The 14,193-nt window shown below is 66.0% G+C and carries 25 protein-coding genes and 1 pseudogene; all 26 read left to right on the top strand.

The features are described from left to right. The 26 genes and pseudogenes from rplD to ABH923_RS06790 all read left to right on the top strand — a co-directional run bounded on the left by rplD (nucleotide 1) and on the right by ABH923_RS06790 (nucleotide 14,184). Nucleotides 1–651 carry a 50S ribosomal protein L4 gene (gene rplD, locus ABH923_RS06915; RefSeq protein ID WP_370054600.1) on the top strand — a complete coding sequence of 217 codons (651 nt, stop codon included), beginning with the start codon at nucleotides 1–3 and terminating at the stop codon, nucleotides 649–651. Beyond that, nucleotides 651–950 carry a 50S ribosomal protein L23 gene (gene rplW, locus ABH923_RS06910; RefSeq protein ID WP_370054599.1) on the top strand — a complete coding sequence of 100 codons (300 nt, stop codon included), beginning with the start codon at nucleotides 651–653 and terminating at the stop codon, nucleotides 948–950. The genes rplD and rplW overlap by 1 nt, the downstream gene beginning before the upstream one ends. Before the next feature lie 24 nt (nucleotides 951–974). Continuing rightward, nucleotides 975–1,814, top strand: a complete 840-nt coding sequence (gene rplB / locus ABH923_RS06905; protein WP_370054598.1) for a 50S ribosomal protein L2 — start codon at nucleotides 975–977, stop codon at nucleotides 1,812–1,814. Between the two features lie 12 nt (nucleotides 1,815–1,826). Then, on the top strand, nucleotides 1,827–2,108 hold the full coding sequence (gene rpsS / locus ABH923_RS06900; protein WP_018191964.1) for a 30S ribosomal protein S19: 282 nt from the start codon (nucleotides 1,827–1,829) through the stop codon (nucleotides 2,106–2,108). A 24-nt stretch (nucleotides 2,109–2,132) separates the two neighbouring features. After that, a complete protein-coding gene (gene rplV / locus ABH923_RS06895; RefSeq protein WP_345834049.1) occupies nucleotides 2,133–2,525 on the top strand; it encodes a 50S ribosomal protein L22 in 393 nt (130 codons plus the stop codon). Further along, on the top strand, nucleotides 2,525–3,304 hold the full coding sequence (gene rpsC / locus ABH923_RS06890; RefSeq protein WP_370054597.1) for a 30S ribosomal protein S3: 780 nt from the start codon (nucleotides 2,525–2,527) through the stop codon (nucleotides 3,302–3,304). The genes rplV and rpsC overlap by 1 nt, the downstream gene beginning before the upstream one ends. Before the next feature lie 2 nt (nucleotides 3,305–3,306). Next, nucleotides 3,307–3,726, top strand: a complete 420-nt coding sequence (gene rplP / locus ABH923_RS06885; RefSeq protein WP_370054596.1) for a 50S ribosomal protein L16 — start codon at nucleotides 3,307–3,309, stop codon at nucleotides 3,724–3,726. Next, the gene (rpmC, locus tag ABH923_RS06880) at nucleotides 3,726–4,058 is read left to right on the top strand and encodes a 50S ribosomal protein L29 (protein WP_370054595.1); all 333 of its coding nucleotides are present in this window, start codon (nucleotides 3,726–3,728) and stop codon (nucleotides 4,056–4,058) included. Before rplP ends, rpmC begins: the two co-directional genes overlap by 1 nt. After that, nucleotides 4,058–4,363: a 30S ribosomal protein S17 gene (rpsQ, locus tag ABH923_RS06875; protein ID WP_370054594.1), complete on the top strand. Its 306-nt coding sequence runs from the start codon at nucleotides 4,058–4,060 to the stop codon at nucleotides 4,361–4,363. Before rpmC ends, rpsQ begins: the two co-directional genes overlap by 1 nt. After that, nucleotides 4,360–4,728, top strand: coding sequence for a 50S ribosomal protein L14 (gene rplN, locus ABH923_RS06870; RefSeq protein ID WP_021759574.1), 369 nt, complete (start codon nucleotides 4,360–4,362; stop codon nucleotides 4,726–4,728). Before rpsQ ends, rplN begins: the two co-directional genes overlap by 4 nt. Nucleotides 4,729–4,730: 2 nt before the next feature. Beyond that, nucleotides 4,731–5,090: a 50S ribosomal protein L24 gene (gene rplX / locus ABH923_RS06865; RefSeq protein ID WP_370054593.1), complete on the top strand. Its 360-nt coding sequence runs from the start codon at nucleotides 4,731–4,733 to the stop codon at nucleotides 5,088–5,090. Then, a complete protein-coding gene (gene rplE / locus ABH923_RS06860) occupies nucleotides 5,090–5,677 on the top strand; it encodes a 50S ribosomal protein L5 (RefSeq protein ID WP_370054592.1) in 588 nt (195 codons plus the stop codon). The genes rplX and rplE overlap by 1 nt, the downstream gene beginning before the upstream one ends. A 111-nt stretch (nucleotides 5,678–5,788) precedes the next feature. Next, a complete protein-coding gene (rpsH, locus tag ABH923_RS06855; protein WP_345834053.1) occupies nucleotides 5,789–6,187 on the top strand; it encodes a 30S ribosomal protein S8 in 399 nt (132 codons plus the stop codon). A gap of 7 nt (nucleotides 6,188–6,194) precedes the next feature. Beyond that, a complete protein-coding gene (rplF, locus tag ABH923_RS06850; RefSeq protein ID WP_370054591.1) occupies nucleotides 6,195–6,731 on the top strand; it encodes a 50S ribosomal protein L6 in 537 nt (178 codons plus the stop codon). A 2-nt stretch (nucleotides 6,732–6,733) separates the two neighbouring features. Then, nucleotides 6,734–7,105, top strand: a complete 372-nt coding sequence (gene rplR / locus ABH923_RS06845) for a 50S ribosomal protein L18 (protein WP_370054590.1) — start codon at nucleotides 6,734–6,736, stop codon at nucleotides 7,103–7,105. Further along, a complete protein-coding gene (rpsE, locus tag ABH923_RS06840; protein WP_055913991.1) occupies nucleotides 7,102–7,821 on the top strand; it encodes a 30S ribosomal protein S5 in 720 nt (239 codons plus the stop codon). The genes rplR and rpsE overlap by 4 nt, the downstream gene beginning before the upstream one ends. Beyond that, nucleotides 7,821–8,006 (top strand): 50S ribosomal protein L30, encoded by a 186-nt coding sequence (gene rpmD / locus ABH923_RS06835; protein ID WP_185276507.1) that lies wholly within the window; start codon nucleotides 7,821–7,823, stop codon nucleotides 8,004–8,006. Before rpsE ends, rpmD begins: the two co-directional genes overlap by 1 nt. Beyond that, nucleotides 8,006–8,683, top strand: a complete 678-nt coding sequence (gene rplO, locus ABH923_RS06830) for a 50S ribosomal protein L15 (RefSeq protein WP_370054589.1) — start codon at nucleotides 8,006–8,008, stop codon at nucleotides 8,681–8,683. The genes rpmD and rplO overlap by 1 nt, the downstream gene beginning before the upstream one ends. Nucleotides 8,684–8,762: 79 nt before the next feature. Continuing rightward, nucleotides 8,763–10,086 (top strand): annotated as a pseudogene (gene secY / locus ABH923_RS06825) (preprotein translocase subunit SecY). A 5-nt stretch (nucleotides 10,087–10,091) separates the two neighbouring features. Then, nucleotides 10,092–10,691: an adenylate kinase gene (locus ABH923_RS06820; RefSeq protein ID WP_370057314.1), complete on the top strand. Its 600-nt coding sequence runs from the start codon at nucleotides 10,092–10,094 to the stop codon at nucleotides 10,689–10,691. 5 nt (nucleotides 10,692–10,696) lie between these two features. Continuing rightward, nucleotides 10,697–11,527 (top strand): type I methionyl aminopeptidase, encoded by an 831-nt coding sequence (gene map, locus ABH923_RS06815; RefSeq protein ID WP_370054588.1) that lies wholly within the window; start codon nucleotides 10,697–10,699, stop codon nucleotides 11,525–11,527. 173 nt (nucleotides 11,528–11,700) lie between these two features. Then, the gene (infA, locus tag ABH923_RS06810) at nucleotides 11,701–11,922 is read left to right on the top strand and encodes a translation initiation factor IF-1 (RefSeq protein WP_011186713.1); all 222 of its coding nucleotides are present in this window, start codon (nucleotides 11,701–11,703) and stop codon (nucleotides 11,920–11,922) included. 79 nt (nucleotides 11,923–12,001) lie between these two features. After that, nucleotides 12,002–12,115 carry a 50S ribosomal protein L36 gene (gene rpmJ, locus ABH923_RS06805; protein WP_011186712.1) on the top strand — a complete coding sequence of 38 codons (114 nt, stop codon included), beginning with the start codon at nucleotides 12,002–12,004 and terminating at the stop codon, nucleotides 12,113–12,115. A gap of 149 nt (nucleotides 12,116–12,264) precedes the next feature. After that, complete coding sequence (gene rpsM / locus ABH923_RS06800) at nucleotides 12,265–12,639, top strand: 30S ribosomal protein S13 (RefSeq protein ID WP_055914002.1); 375 nt, start codon at nucleotides 12,265–12,267, stop codon at nucleotides 12,637–12,639. Between the two features lie 29 nt (nucleotides 12,640–12,668). Next, nucleotides 12,669–13,067, top strand: coding sequence for a 30S ribosomal protein S11 (gene rpsK, locus ABH923_RS06795; protein ID WP_018191944.1), 399 nt, complete (start codon nucleotides 12,669–12,671; stop codon nucleotides 13,065–13,067). A 118-nt stretch (nucleotides 13,068–13,185) separates the two neighbouring features. Further along, complete coding sequence (locus tag ABH923_RS06790) at nucleotides 13,186–14,184, top strand: DNA-directed RNA polymerase subunit alpha (protein ID WP_345834060.1); 999 nt, start codon at nucleotides 13,186–13,188, stop codon at nucleotides 14,182–14,184. The last annotated feature ends 9 nt before the right edge of the window (nucleotides 14,185–14,193 follow it).

Below are 14,193 nucleotides of genomic sequence, written 5' to 3'. Positions count from 1 at the left end.
ATGGCTACCTCGATTGACGTCGTCGACCTCAAGGGCAAGAAGGCCGGCTCCATCGAGCTTCCGGACTCCCTGTTCGACGTTCAGACCAACATCCCGCTGATCCACCAGGTCGTGACCGCTCAGCTCGCCGCCGCGCGCCAGGGCACCCACAAGACCAAGGGTCGTGGCGAGGTCTCCGGCGCCGGCCGCAAGCCGTTCAAGCAGAAGGGCACCGGTCGCGCTCGTCAGGGCTCGATCCGCGCTCCTCAGATGACCGGCGGTGGCGTCGTCCACGGACCGAACCCGCGCGACTACTCGCAGCGCACCCCGAAGAAGATGATCGCCGCTGCTCTGCTCGGCGCCCTCTCGGACCGCGCCCGCGGCAGCCGCATCCACGCCGTGCAGGCGTTCACGACCGGCGAGGTCCCCTCGACCAAGGCCGTCGTGGAGCTGCTCGACGGCGTCGCGACCTCGCGCCACGTCCTCGTGGTGCTGGAGCGCGACGACGAGCTCGCTTTCAAGAGCGTGCGCAACGTCCCGTCCGTGCACGTGCTGACCTACGACCAGCTGAACGCCTACGACGTCCTGGTGAGCGACGACATCGTCTTCTCGCAGGCCGCGCTCGAGTCGTTCATCTCGTCCAAGACCAAGAAGGAAGAGGTGAACGCGTAATGGCCGCCGTCAACAAGGACCCGCGCGACGTCATCATCGCCCCGGTCGTCTCCGAGAAGAGCTACGGCCTGATCGACGAAGGCAAGTACACCTTCATCGTCGACCCGCGTTCGAACAAGACCGAGATCAAGCTCGCCATCGAGTCGATCTTCAAGGTCGAGGTCGCGTCGATCAACACCCTGAACCGTCAGGGCAAGACCCGTCGCACCAAGTTCGGCACCGGCAAGCGCAAGGACACCAAGCGTGCGATCGTCACGCTGAAGTCCGGTTCCATCGACATCTTCACGGCCGTCGGCTAAGCGAAGGACTAGAGGAAGACAGACATGGCTATTCGTAACTACAAGCCCACGACCCCCGGTCGTCGCGGCTCCTCGGTCGCCGACTTCGCCGAGATCACCCGCTCGACGCCGGAGAAGTCCCTTCTCCGTCCGCTGTCGAAGACCGGTGGCCGCAACAACCAGGGCCGCATCACGACCCGTCACATCGGTGGTGGCCACAAGCGCCAGTACCGCGTGATCGACTTCCGTCGCAACGACAAGGACGGCGTCAACGCCAAGGTCGCGCACATCGAGTACGACCCCAACCGCACTGCGCGCATCGCGCTGCTCCACTTCGTGGACGGCACCAAGCGCTACATCCTGGCTCCGGCCGGGCTGAAGCAGGGCGACGTGGTCGAGTCGGGCGCCGGCTCGGACATCAAGCCGGGCAACAACCTGCCGCTGCGCAACATCCCGACCGGTACCGTCATCCACGCCATCGAGCTGAAGCCGGGCGGTGGCGCCAAGATGGCCCGCTCCGCCGGCGCCTCGGTTCGTCTCGTCGCGAAGGACGGCCCCTACGCCCAGCTGCGCCTGCCCTCGGGCGAGGTCCGCAACGTCGACGTCCGCTGCCGCGCGACGATCGGCGAGGTCGGCAACGCCGAGCAGTCGAACATCAACTGGGGCAAGGCCGGCCGTATGCGCTGGAAGGGCGTCCGCCCGACCGTGCGTGGTGTCGCCATGAACCCGATCGACCACCCGCACGGTGGTGGTGAGGGCAAGACCTCCGGTGGTCGCCACCCGGTCAGCCCGTGGGGTCAGAAGGAAGGCCGCACGCGCCACCCCAACAAGGAAAGCGACAAGCTCATCGTCCGCCGTCGTAACGCCGGCAAGAAGCGTAAGTAGGAGTTCGAGAAGATGCCACGCAGTCTCAAGAAGGGCCCCTTCGTCGACGAGCACCTGTTTCGCAAGGTGGTCGCCGCTAACGAGGCCAACAGCAAGAACGTGATCAAGACCTGGTCGCGCCGCTCGATGATCGTCCCGGCCATGCTGGGTCACACCATCGCGGTGCACGACGGTCGCAAGCACATCCCGGTGTTCGTCACCGAGACCATGGTCGGTCACAAGCTGGGCGAGTTCGCGCCCACCCGCACCTTCCGTGGTCACGTGAAGGACGACAAGAAGGGTCGCCGCCGCTAACGCGGTGGCGTAAGGAGGAGAGAAATGGTGGAGTCGATCGCACGCGTGCGTCACATCCGCGTCACCCCCATGAAGGCCCGCCGCGTCGTCAACCTGATCCGCGGCAAGCAGGCCCAGGAGGCCCTGGCCATCCTGAAGTTCGCCCCGCAGAGCGCGAGCGAGCCGGTCTACAAGCTCGTCGCCTCGGCGATCGCCAACGCGCGCGTCAAGGCCGACCAGAGCAACACCTACCTGGACGAGCAGGACCTGTACGTGAGCAAGGCCTTCGTGGACGAGGGCACCACGCTCAAGCGGTTCCAGCCGCGCGCACAGGGTCGGGCCTTCCGGATCAACAAGCGCACCAGCCACATCACGATCGTCCTCGCGACGCCGGACGAGGCTGAGGTTGCGAACGCTACGAAGAAGGCGAGCAAGTAATGGGCCAGAAAGTCAACCCGTACGGCTTCCGTCTGGGGATCACGACCGACCACGTGTCGCGCTGGTTCTCCGACAGCACGAAGAAGGGTCAGCGTTACAGCGACTACCTCGCTGAGGACGTCAAGATCCGCACGCTGCTGAAGACCTCGCTCGACCGCGCGGGCGTGTCCCGCATCGAGATCGAGCGCACCCGCGACCGCGTCCGCGTCGACATCCACACCGCCCGTCCGGGCATCGTGATCGGTCGTCGTGGCGCCGAGGCCGAGCGCATCCGCGCCGACCTCGAGAAGCTCTCGGGCAAGCAGATCCAGCTGAACATCCTCGAGGTCAAGAACCCCGAGGCCGACGCTCAGCTCGTCGCCCAGGGCATCGCCGAGCAGCTCGCCGCCCGCGTGGCCTTCCGCCGCGCGATGCGCAAGGGCCTGCAGGGCGCTCAGCGCGCCGGCGCCAAGGGTGTCCGCATCCAGGTGTCGGGCCGCCTCGGCGGCGCCGAGATGAGCCGCTCGGAGTTCTACCGCGAGGGTCGTGTGCCGCTGCACACGCTCCGCGCCAACATCGACTACGGCTTCTACGAGGCCAAGACCACCTTCGGTCGCATCGGTGTCAAGGTGTGGATCTACAAGGGCGACATCACGAACAAGGAGCTTGCCCGCGAGCAGGCCAACCAGAAGCCGTCGCGCGAGCGCAACGACCGTGACCGTGGTCCGCGTCGCGGCGGTGGCCGGGGCAACGCCCCCGCCGCCGAGACCGCGCCGGCCGCAGCAGGAGTTGAGGCATAACCATGTTGATCCCACGCAGAGTCAAGCACCGCAAGCAGCACCACCCCGGCCGTAGCGGCCAGGCGACCGGTGGCACGAAGGTCTCCTTCGGCGAGTACGGCATCCAGGCCCTGACCCCCGCTTATGTGACCAACCGTCAGATCGAGTCCGCTCGTATCGCCATGACGCGTCACATCAAGCGTGGCGGCAAGGTGTGGATCAACATCTACCCGGACCGTCCGCTCACGAAGAAGCCTGCCGAGACCCGAATGGGTTCCGGTAAGGGTTCGCCCGAGTGGTGGGTCGCGAACGTCAAGCCGGGTCGAGTCCTCTTCGAGGTCTCCGGCGTCTCCGAGGAACTCGCTCGTGAGGCAATGACCCGTGCAATCCACAAGCTGCCCCTCAAGGCACGCATCATCAAGCGCGAGGAGGGCGACGCGTAATGGCGATCGGCACCAAGGAGCTCGCTCCCAGCGAGCTCGACACCTTTGAAGACGAGCGTCTGATCGACGAGCTGAAGAAGGCCAAGGAAGAGCTGTTCAACCTGCGCTTCCAGTCGGCCACCGGTCAGCTCGAGAGCCACGGCCGCCTGCGTGCGGTCAAGCGCGACATCGCTCGTATCTACACCGTGATCCGTGAGCGCGAGCTCGGGATCCGGGCGACCCCGGCCCCGGCCGACGTGACGCCCGCCAAGGCAGAGAAGAAGAGCAAGGCGAAGAAGGAGGCCGCTGAGGCCCCCGAGGTCGCCGAGACCGAGACTGAGGAGGCCAAGTAATGGCTGAGACCACCAAGGCTGCGGCCGCGGAGTCGGCGGCCGACGAGGCCCTCGCCCGTGGTTACCGCAAGGCCCGTCGCGGGTACGTCGTCAGCGACAAGATGGACAAGACCATCGTCGTCGAGGTCGAAGACCGCGTGAAGCACCCCCTGTACGGCAAGGTCCTCCGCCGCACCTCCAAGGTGAAGGCGCACGACGAGAACAACACCGCCGGCATCGGCGACCTCGTTCTCATCAACGAGACCCGTCCGCTGAGCGCCTCCAAGCGGTGGCGCCTGGTTGAGATTCTGGAGAAGGCCAAGTGATTCAGCAGGAATCCCGACTCAAGGTCGCCGACAACACCGGCGCCAAGGAGCTTCTCACCATCCGCGTCCTCGGCGGCTCCAGCCGTCGCTACGCGGGCCTGGGTGACGTCATCGTCGCCACGGTCAAGGACGCGATCCCCGGCGGCAACGTCAAGAAGGGCGATGTCGTCAAGGCGGTCGTCGTGCGCGTGCGGAAGAACACCCGCCGCCCGGACGGCTCCTACATCAAGTTCGACGAGAACGCCGCCGTGATCCTGAAGAACGACGGTGACCCCCGCGGCACCCGTATCTTCGGCCCGGTCGGCCGTGAGCTTCGCGACAAGAAGTTCATGAAGATCATCTCGCTGGCCCCGGAGGTGCTGTAAGCATGGCGAACATCAAGAAGGGCGACCTGGTCCAGGTCATCACGGGCCGCTCGCAGGCCCGCGGTGGTGACCGCGGCAAGCAGGGTCGTGTCATCGAGGTCCTCGTGGAGAAGAACCGCGTGATCGTCGAGGGCGTCAACTTCGTGACCAAGCACGTGCGCGTCGGACAGACGCAGCGTGGCACGAAGACCGGCGGCATCGAGACGCACGAGGCTTCCATCCACGTCTCCAACGTGGCGCTCGTCGACCCCGAGACCAAGAAGCCGACCCGCGTCGGCTTCCGCAACGAGACCGTTACGAAGGACGGCGTCACCAAGACGGTCCGCGTTCGTTACGCCAAGAAGTCTGGTAAGGACCTGTAATGACGGACACTGCAACGAGTGCTGGCAAAATCCAGCCTCGCCTGAAGCAGAAGTACAAGACCGAGATCTCCGCTCAGCTCAAGGGCGACTTCGGCTTCACGAACGTGCACCAGGTGCCCGGCCTCGTGAAGATCGTCGTCAACATGGGTGTCGGCGAAGCTGCTCGTGACGGCAAGGTGATCGACGGTGCGATCAACGACCTCACCCTGATCACCGGCCAGAAGCCGCAGGTCACCAAGGCCCGCAAGTCCATCGCGCAGTTCAAGCTGCGCGAGGGCCAGCCGATCGGCGCGCACGTCACGCTGCGCGGCGACCGCATGTGGGAGTTCCTCGACCGTCTGCTCTCGCTCGCGCTGCCCCGTATCCGGGACTTCCGCGGCCTGAGCGACAAGCAGTTCGACGGCAATGGCAACTACACCTTCGGTCTCACGGAGCAGTCGATGTTCCACGAGATCAACCAGGACCGGATCGACCGCGTCCGGGGTATGGACATCACGGTCGTCACGACCGCGAAGAACGACGCGGAGGGCCGCGCGCTGCTCAAGCAGCTCGGCTTCCCGTTCCGTTCGAACGAGGCGGGCAACTAGACCTAGTAGTCTTGTCTCTTTGTGGGCCGGCCGCCCGGCCGGCCCACTTCCACCACAGGTCGTCAGTCGTGTAACGGCTGCACGAAACCTGGTGAACAAAGGAAAATCGCAATGACGATGACAGATCCGGTCGCAGACATGCTGACCAGACTGCGCAACGCGAACTCGGCGCACCACGACACCGTGTCGATGCCGCACTCCAAGCTCAAGTCCCACATCGCCGAGATCCTCACCTCCGAGGGCTACATCTCCGGCTGGGAGGTCTCCGACGCCCGTGTCGGCCAGACCCTGACGCTCAACCTCAAGTTCGGTCCGAACCGTGAGCGTTCCATCGCAGGCATCAAGCGTGTCTCCAAGCCCGGCCTCCGCGTCTACGCGAAGTCGACGGAGCTCCCCAAGGTCCTCGGCGGCCTCGGTGTCGCGATCCTGTCCACCTCCTCGGGGCTCCTCACGGACCGCCAGGCTGAGAAGAAGGGCGTGGGTGGGGAAGTCCTCGCCTACGTGTGGTGACCCTGCCATGTCGCGTATTGGAAGACTGCCCATCGAGATCCCCGCTGGGGTCGATGTGAAGATCGACGGCCAGACCGTCACCGTCAAGGGCCCGAAGGGCGAGCTCACGCTCACCGTCGCGAGCCCCATCGAGGCGAAGCTTGAGGAGGGCCAGGTCCTGGTCACCCGTCCGGACGACGAGCGCTCGTCGCGCTCGCTCCACGGCCTCACCCGCACGCTCATCAACAACAACATCATCGGCGTCACCGAGGGCTACTCCAAGGGCCTTGAGATCGTCGGCACCGGTTACCGCGTCGCGCAGAAGGGCGCGGGCGTCGAGTTCGCGCTCGGCTTCTCGCACCCGGTCAACGTCGAGCCGCCGGCCGGCATCACCTTCACGGTCGAGGGCAACAACAAGGTGACCGTGAGCGGGATCGACAAGCAGGCTGTTGGCGAGGTCGCCGCGAACATCCGCAAGATCCGCAAGCCCGAGCCGTACAAGGGCAAGGGTGTGCGTTACGCCGGCGAGGTCGTTCGTCGCAAGGCCGGAAAGGCTGGTAAGTAATCATGGCTCTGGGTACCAGAGGAAAGAGCAAGGCGGCCGCCCGCGGCCGTCGTCACACCCGCCTCCGCAAGAAGGTCGTGGGCACCGAGGTCCGTCCTCGCCTGGTCGTGACCCGTTCGGCCCGTCACGTCTTCGTGCAGATCGTCGACGACGCCAAGGGCCACACGCTGGCCTCCGCGTCGACCATGGAGACCGACCTGCGCGGCTTCGACGGTGACAAGACCGCCAAGGCCCGCAAGGTGGGCGAGCTCGTCGCCGAGCGCGCGAAGAGCGCCGGTGTCGAGGCCGTGGTCTTCGACCGTGGCGGCAGCAAGTACGCCGGTCGCGTTGCGGCCGTCGCCGAAGGCGCTCGTGAAGGTGGGCTGAACCTGTGAGCGACGAGAACAACAAGGAGCAGACCGTGGCCGCTGAGGTAACGGAGACCGCGCAGCCGGTCGAGACCGCTGCGTCGACCGACAACAACCGGGAGCGCGAGCCGCGCCGCGGTGGCCGGGAGCGCAACCCCAACCGCGATCGCGGCAGCCGGGACGCCGACAAGAGCCAGTTCCTGGAGCGCGTCGTCACCATCAACCGCGTCTCCAAGGTCGTGAAGGGTGGTCGTCGCTTCAGCTTCACCGCTCTCGTGGTCGTCGGAGACGGCAACGGCCTGGTGGGCGTCGGCTACGGCAAGGCCCGCGAGGTGCCGCTGGCGATCTCGAAGGGCGTCGAGGAGGCGAAGAAGAACTTCTTCCGCGTCCCGCGCGTCGGCGTCACCATCCCGCACCCGGTGCAGGGTGAGGCCGCTGCCGGCGTCGTCCTCCTGCGTCCGGCCGCCGCCGGTACCGGTGTCATCGCCGGTGGCCCGGTGCGCGCCGTCCTGGAGTGCGCCGGCATCCACGACGTGCTGAGCAAGTCGCTCGGCTCGTCCAACACGATCAACATCGTGCACGCGACCGTCGAGGCGCTCAAGCAGCTCGAGGAGCCCCGTGCCGTCGCAGCTCGCCGTGGTCTCGACTACGACCAGGTCGCGCCCGCGCGACTGCTGCGTGCCGAGGCCGAGGCGGCCGAGGCCGCTGCTGCCGCCAAGAAGGCAGAGAAGGTAGGTGCCTGATGGCCGCGCGCCTGAAGATCACGCAGATCAAGTCGAAAGTGAGCGAGAAGCAGTACCAGCGCGACACGCTGCGCAGTCTGGGACTGAAGCGAATCGGTGACGTCACCGTCCGCGAGGACACCCCGCAGAACCGCGGGTACGTCAACACCGTCGCTCACCTGGTGAAGGTTGAGGAGATCGACTAATGGCTGACGACAAGCCGACCACTGAGGCCGCTGCCGAGAAGCCGGCCGCCAAGAAGAGCACCACCACCAAGGCTGCCGCCAAGCCGGCCGCCGAGAAGACAAGCACCGAGAAGAAGGCTCCGGCCAAGAAGGCTCCGGCGAAGGCCGCTGCCGACAAGACCGCCGCCTCCACCAAGGACGAGACCGTCTCCGCTCCGGCGAAGAAGGCCCCGGCCAAGAAGGACGTCGCGGCCCCCCGCGAGCAGGTCCTCAAGGTGCACCACCTCCGTCCCGCCGCGGGCGCCAAGAAGGACAAGACCCGCGTCGGACGCGGTGAGGGTTCCAAGGGCAAGACCGCGGGCCGTGGTACGAAGGGCACCAAGGCCCGCTACCAGGTCCGCCCGGGCTTCCAGGGCGGTCAGCTCCCGTTCCACATGCGTTCGCCGAAGCTGCGCGGGTTCAAGAACCCGTTCCGCGTCGAGTACCAGGTGGTCAACCTCGAGAAGCTGGCCGAGCTGTACCCGGCCGGTGGCGATGTCACCATCTCCGACCTCGTCGCCAAGGGCGCCGTTCGCAAGAACGAGAAGGTCAAGGTTCTCGGTAACGGGGACATTGCGGTTAAGCTGAACGTTGCGGTCGACAAGGTCTCCGGCTCTGCCGAGCAGAAGATCGTCGCCGCTGGTGGCTCCGTCAAGTAGCCGCCCGTAAAGCAGCGCAGTCGGGTGGCCGGGAACTCCGGTCACCCGACTGACTCTTACAGGAAAGCAGGACGCACTTTTGTTTAGCGCCGTCGCGCGGATCTTCCGCACCCCGGACCTCCGCCGGAAGATCTTCTTCACGCTGGGGATCATCGCCCTGTTCCGGCTGGGCTCCTTCATCCCTGCGCCGTTCGTCGACTTCGCCAACGTGCAGACCTGTCTGAACGCCAACCAGGACACCTCAGGGCTCTACTCCCTGGTCAATCTGTTCTCGGGTGGCGCTCTCCTCAAACTCTCGATCTTCGCGCTCGGCATCATGCCGTACATCACCGCGTCGATCATCGTGCAGCTGTTGCGCGTGGTCATCCCACGCTTCGAGACCCTCTACAAGGAGGGCCAGGCCGGCCAGGCGAAGCTCACGCAGTACACCCGCTATCTCACGATCGCGCTGGGCGTCCTCCAGTCGACGACCCTCATCACCGTCGCCCGCTCCGGCGCCCTCTTCGGCACCACGGCCGTCTCGCAGTGCACGCAGCTCATCACGGACGACTCCTGGTACGCCATCATGCTCATGGTCGTCACCATGACCGCCGGCACCGGCCTCATCATGTGGATGGGTGAGCTCGTCACCGAGCGCGGCATCGGCAACGGTATGTCCCTCCTGATCTTCACCTCGATCGCGGCGCAGTTCCCGAGCTCCCTCTGGGCCATCGGCCAGTCGCAGAGCATCGAGGTGATGTTGGTGGTGATTGCGATCGGTCTCCTGATCGTCGCCGCCGTCGTCTTCGTCGAGCAGTCGCAGCGCCGCATCCCTGTGCAGTACGCCAAGCGCATGGTGGGCCGCCGAACGTACGGCGGCAATAACACGTACATCCCGATCAAGGTGAACATGGCCGGCGTCGTGCCTGTCATCTTCGCGTCGTCGCTGCTGTACCTGCCCGCGCTGATCGCCCAGTTCAACCAGCCGGCGCGCCGGCAAGGCCCCGGCTCCCTGGGTGACCTGGATCACGAACTACCTGACCAAGGGCGACCACCCGCTCTACATGCTGCTCTACTTCCTCCTGATCGTGGGCTTCACGTACTTCTACGTGGCCATCACGTTCAACCCGGAGGAGGTCGCCGACAACATGAAGAAGTACGGCGGCTTCATCCCCGGTATCCGCGCGGGCCGCCCCACCGCCGAGTACCTGGACTACGTGCTGACCCGCGTGACGCTGCCGGGCTCGATCTACCTCGGAATCATCGCGCTGATCCCGCTGATAGCGTTCGCATTGCTCGGCGCCAGCCAGAACTTCATGTTCGGCGGCACGTCCATCCTGATCATCGTCGGTGTCGGACTCGAGACGGTCAAGCAGATCGACTCGCAGCTCCAGCAGCGGCACTACGAAGGGCTTCTGCGTTGACCCGTATGCTGATCGTCGGACCTCCCGGAGCGGGCAAGGGCACTCAGGCCTCCCGCATCACCTCCGTGTACGGGATCCCCGACATCTCCACGGGCGACATCTTCCGGGCCAACATCAAGAACGAGACGCCGCTCGGCCAGCAGGTCAAGGCGATCGTCGACGCGGGCGACTACGTTCCGGACAGCCTCACCAACCAGCTCGTCACCGACCGGCTGAACGAGGACGACGCGAAGGACGGCTTCCTCCTCGACGGCTATCCGCGCACGCTCGAGCAGGTGAAGTACCTCGACGATCTGCTGGCCTCGAAGGGCCAGGAGCTCGCCGCGGTGATCCAGCTCGTCGCCGACCAGGACGAGATCGTCGCGCGCCTCAGCAAGCGTGCGCAGGAGCAGGGCCGCGCCGATGACTCCGAGGAGGCCATCCGGCACCGCCAGGAGGTCTACCTCCGCGAGACGTCCCCGCTGATCGACGTGTACAGCCGGCGCGGACTCCTGGTCGAGGTCGATGGCCTCGGTGCGATGGACGATGTCGCCGCCCGCATCCGTTCGGCTCTGGCCGATCGCGGCATCCTCCCGCTGGAGGGCGCCGGCGAGCCGGTCGCCTAGCGTCGATGGCACTGCGTCGGTCGATCTACAAGTCGCCCGCCCAGCTCCGACTCATGGTCGCGCCGGGGCGGGCGACTGCGGCGTCCCTCGACGCCGTTGCCGCAGCCGTGGCCGCCGGCGTCTCCACTCTGGAGCTCGACCGGATCGCCGAGGCCGCGATCGAAGCGCTCGGCGGGAAGTCCAACTTCAAGCTGGAGGCGGGTTACCACCACACGATCTGCGCGTCGGTCAACGACGAGGTCGTGCACGGCATCCCCGGGGCGCGTCTGCTGCAGCCGGGTGACATCCTGTCGGTCGACAGCGGCGCCATCCAGGAGGGCTGGAACGGCGACGCTGCGCGGACGTTCGTGCTGCCCGACCCGGCCCACCCGGAGCGTGTCGCCGAGCGGCGGAAGCTGTCGGAGGTCACCGAGCAGTCGCTCTGGCACGGCATCGCGCGGCTCGCGAGCGCCCGGCACCTCAACGAGGTGGGCGAGGCGGTCGAGGACCACATCATGTCGCAGGGCGACTACGGCATCCTCACCGACTACATCGGCCACGGCATCGGCCGTCGCATGCACGAGGATCCTCCGGTGTTCAACTACCGGGTGCGCTCCAAGGGCCCGGAGGTCCGCCCTGGTCTCGTGGTCGCGATCGAGCCGATGGTGGTGCTGGGGGACCAGGACACCTACGTGAAGGACGACGGCTGGACCGTCGCCACCGAGGACGGCTCGGCCGCCGCGCACTGGGAGCACAGCGTCGCGGTGCACGCCGACGGCATCTGGGTGCTGACGGCGGTCGACGGCGGGGCCGAAGGGCTCGCGCCGTTCGGGATCACGCCGACGCCGATCCCGTAGGCCGCCGTTCCGGGCCTTGTTCGCTCAGAGCAGGCGCAGATGATAGACCAGAATTGGCGAAATGCGCCGGTATCCCATAAGATTGATCCTTGGTGTCTTAGGCGTGCTTTCTGCATGTCCGGCGCCAGTCAACGCACGACCAGCAAACCACTACTAATAGCGACAGTGAGGCTATGGCCAAGAAAGACGGTGTCATCGAGATCGAAGGATCTGTGATCGAGGCGCTCCCCAACGCGATGTTCCGCGTGGAGCTGACCAACGGTCACAAGGTTCTTGCCCACATCTCAGGCAAGATGCGTCAGCACTACATCCGTATCCTCCCCGAGGACCGCGTGATCGTGGAGCTGAGCCCCTACGATCTGACCCGCGGCCGGATCGTCTACCGCTACAAGTAACGGACTGCTGTAAGTAACGGCCACGCCACCGGGTAGCCCCTGGCGAGGTACGAGGACAGCGAACAAAGGTAACAGCACAATGAAGGTCAACCCCTCCGTCAAGAAGATCTGCGACAAGTGCAAGGTCATCCGTCGCAACGGCCGGGTCATGGTCATCTGCGAGAACCCGCGCCACAAGCAGCGCCAGGGCTGATCGCAGCAGCAGTACCAGCACCACCCAACTGAATACGAAGCGATCCCAGAACCCGCATCCGTCTAGCGCGAATGCGGGGGACACCCTCGGAGGAGGCCGGGGCACCGGGACCGCTGAAGACCTCCACTCATCACAGGAGAAGCCACACCATGGCACGTCTAGCAGGCGTCGACATCCCGCGCGAGAAGCGCGTGGAGGTCGCACTCACCTACATCTACGGCGTCGGGCGCACTCGTGCGCTGCAGACCCTTCGCGAGACCGAGATCTCGGGCGACATTCGCGTCAAGGACCTGACCGACGACCAGCTCGTCGCACTGCGCGACTACATCGAAGGCAACTTCAAGGTCGAGGGTGACCTCCGCCGCGAGGTCGCCGCCGACATCCGCCGCAAGGTCGAGATCGGCAGCTACGAGGGCATCCGCCACCGCAAGGGCCTCCCGGTCCGCGGCCAGCGAACCAAGACGAACGCGCGTACCCGCAAGGGCCCGAAGCGTACCGTCGCCGGTAAGAAGAAGGCTCGCTAGGCCGACACCAGGACTGAAGGAGAAACATCATGGCAGCACCCAAGTCGGCCGCTCGCAAGCCGCGCAAGAAGGAAAAGAAGAACATCGCTGTGGGCCAGGCCCACATCAAGAGCACCTTCAACAACACCATCGTCTCGATCACCGACACCACCGGTGCGGTCATCTCGTGGGCGTCCTCCGGTGGAGTTGGTTTCAAGGGCTCGCGCAAGTCCACCCCGTTCGCCGCGCAGTTGGCAGCCGAGTCGGCCGCCCGCCAGGCGCAGGAGCACGGGATGAAGAAGGTCGACGTCTTCGTCAAGGGCCCGGGCTCGGGCCGCGAGACCGCGATCCGTTCGCTCCAGGCCGCCGGCCTCGAGGTGGGCTCGATCAACGACGTCACCCCCCAGGCGCACAACGGCTGCCGCCCGCCGAAGCGTCGCCGCGTCTAGTTCTCTTCCACGTCCGCCCAGGCGGCGGTCCTCCAGGACCGCCGCCTGACGGCGTGACGAACCCCACCTCACTCACGCGAGTGTCATATAGCGGACACTCAGCCGAAAGGAATCAATAGTGCTCATTGCACAGCGTCCTACGCTCACCGAAGAGAACATCTCCGAGTTCCGCTCGCGGTTCGTCATCGAGCCGCTCGAGCCGGGCTTCGGCTACACGCTCGGCAACTCGCTTCGCCGCACCCTGCTCTCCTCCATCCCGGGCGCCGCCGTCACCAGCATCCGCATCGACGGCGTGCTGCACGAGTTCAGCACCGTCCCTGGTGTCAAGGAGGATGTCACCGAGATCATCCTGAACATCAAGGGCCTGGTCGTCTCCAGCGAGCACGACGAGCCGATCACCGCCTACCTCCGCAAGACCGGCTCCGGCCAGGTCACCGCGGCCGACATCTCGGCTCCGGCGGGCGTGGAGATCCACAACCCCGAGCTGGTCATCGCCACCCTGAACGACAAGGCGAAGTTCGAGGTCGAGCTCACCATCGAGCGCGGCCGCGGCTACGTCTCGGCCCAGCAGAACCGCAACGAGTACAGCGAGGCGGGCCAGATCCCGATCGACTCGATCTACTCCCCGGTCCTCAAGGTCACCTACCGCGTCGAGGCCACCCGTGCCGGCGAGCGCACCGACTTCGACCGCCTCGTGGTCGACGTCGAGACCAAGCCTGCGATCAGCCCGCGCGACGCCATCGCGTCCGCCGGCCGCACGCTGACCGAGCTGTTCGGTCTGGCCCGCGAGCTCAACAGCGCGGCCGAGGGCATCGAGATCGGCCCCGCGCCGGTCGACCAGGTGCTCAGCTCCGAGCTGTCGATGCCGATCGAGGACCTCGACCTGTCGGTCCGGTCGTACAACTGCCTCAAGCGCGAGGGCATCAACACCGTCAGCGAGCTCGTCTCGCTGTCGGAGACGCAGCTCATGAACATCCGCAACTTCGGTCAGAAGTCGGTGGATGAGGTCAAGGACAAGCTGACCGAGATGGGCCTGTCGCTGAAGGACTCGGTTCCCGGGTTCGACGGCGCCCACTTCTACAGCGGGTACGACGAGGACGAGTCCACCACCATCTGAGGCCGCGTC

Source organism: Leifsonia sp. EB41 (genome assembly GCF_041262565.1).
Taxonomy (GTDB): domain Bacteria; phylum Actinomycetota; class Actinomycetes; order Actinomycetales; family Microbacteriaceae; genus Leifsonia.
Note: the sequence above shows the minus strand (reverse complement) of the source record. Positions and strands in the feature narration are given on the sequence as shown.

What these genes read in the sequence shown, in the direction of transcription:
- rplD (WP_370054600.1), top strand. Translation starts at nt 1, where the DNA reads ATGGCTACCTCGATTGACGTCGTCGACCTCAAGGGCAAGAAGGCCGGC.
- rplW (WP_370054599.1), top strand. Translation starts at nt 651, where the DNA reads ATGGCCGCCGTCAACAAGGACCCGCGCGACGTCATCATCGCCCCGGTC.
- rplB (WP_370054598.1), top strand. Translation starts at nt 975, where the DNA reads ATGGCTATTCGTAACTACAAGCCCACGACCCCCGGTCGTCGCGGCTCC.
- rpsS (WP_018191964.1), top strand. Translation starts at nt 1,827, where the DNA reads ATGCCACGCAGTCTCAAGAAGGGCCCCTTCGTCGACGAGCACCTGTTT.
- rplV (WP_345834049.1), top strand. Translation starts at nt 2,133, where the DNA reads ATGGTGGAGTCGATCGCACGCGTGCGTCACATCCGCGTCACCCCCATG.
- rpsC (WP_370054597.1), top strand. Translation starts at nt 2,525, where the DNA reads ATGGGCCAGAAAGTCAACCCGTACGGCTTCCGTCTGGGGATCACGACC.
- rplP (WP_370054596.1), top strand. Translation starts at nt 3,307, where the DNA reads ATGTTGATCCCACGCAGAGTCAAGCACCGCAAGCAGCACCACCCCGGC.
- rpmC (WP_370054595.1), top strand. Translation starts at nt 3,726, where the DNA reads ATGGCGATCGGCACCAAGGAGCTCGCTCCCAGCGAGCTCGACACCTTT.
- rpsQ (WP_370054594.1), top strand. Translation starts at nt 4,058, where the DNA reads ATGGCTGAGACCACCAAGGCTGCGGCCGCGGAGTCGGCGGCCGACGAG.
- rplX (WP_370054593.1), top strand. Translation starts at nt 4,731, where the DNA reads ATGGCGAACATCAAGAAGGGCGACCTGGTCCAGGTCATCACGGGCCGC.
- rplE (WP_370054592.1), top strand. Translation starts at nt 5,090, where the DNA reads ATGACGGACACTGCAACGAGTGCTGGCAAAATCCAGCCTCGCCTGAAG.
- rpsH (WP_345834053.1), top strand. Translation starts at nt 5,789, where the DNA reads ATGACGATGACAGATCCGGTCGCAGACATGCTGACCAGACTGCGCAAC.
- rplF (WP_370054591.1), top strand. Translation starts at nt 6,195, where the DNA reads ATGTCGCGTATTGGAAGACTGCCCATCGAGATCCCCGCTGGGGTCGAT.
- rplR (WP_370054590.1), top strand. Translation starts at nt 6,734, where the DNA reads ATGGCTCTGGGTACCAGAGGAAAGAGCAAGGCGGCCGCCCGCGGCCGT.
- rpmD (WP_185276507.1), top strand. Translation starts at nt 7,821, where the DNA reads ATGGCCGCGCGCCTGAAGATCACGCAGATCAAGTCGAAAGTGAGCGAG.
- rplO (WP_370054589.1), top strand. Translation starts at nt 8,006, where the DNA reads ATGGCTGACGACAAGCCGACCACTGAGGCCGCTGCCGAGAAGCCGGCC.
- ABH923_RS06820 (WP_370057314.1), top strand. Translation starts at nt 10,092, where the DNA reads ATGCTGATCGTCGGACCTCCCGGAGCGGGCAAGGGCACTCAGGCCTCC.
- map (WP_370054588.1), top strand. Translation starts at nt 10,697, where the DNA reads ATGGCACTGCGTCGGTCGATCTACAAGTCGCCCGCCCAGCTCCGACTC.
- infA (WP_011186713.1), top strand. Translation starts at nt 11,701, where the DNA reads ATGGCCAAGAAAGACGGTGTCATCGAGATCGAAGGATCTGTGATCGAG.
- rpmJ (WP_011186712.1), top strand. Translation starts at nt 12,002, where the DNA reads ATGAAGGTCAACCCCTCCGTCAAGAAGATCTGCGACAAGTGCAAGGTC.
- rpsM (WP_055914002.1), top strand. Translation starts at nt 12,265, where the DNA reads ATGGCACGTCTAGCAGGCGTCGACATCCCGCGCGAGAAGCGCGTGGAG.
- rpsK (WP_018191944.1), top strand. Translation starts at nt 12,669, where the DNA reads ATGGCAGCACCCAAGTCGGCCGCTCGCAAGCCGCGCAAGAAGGAAAAG.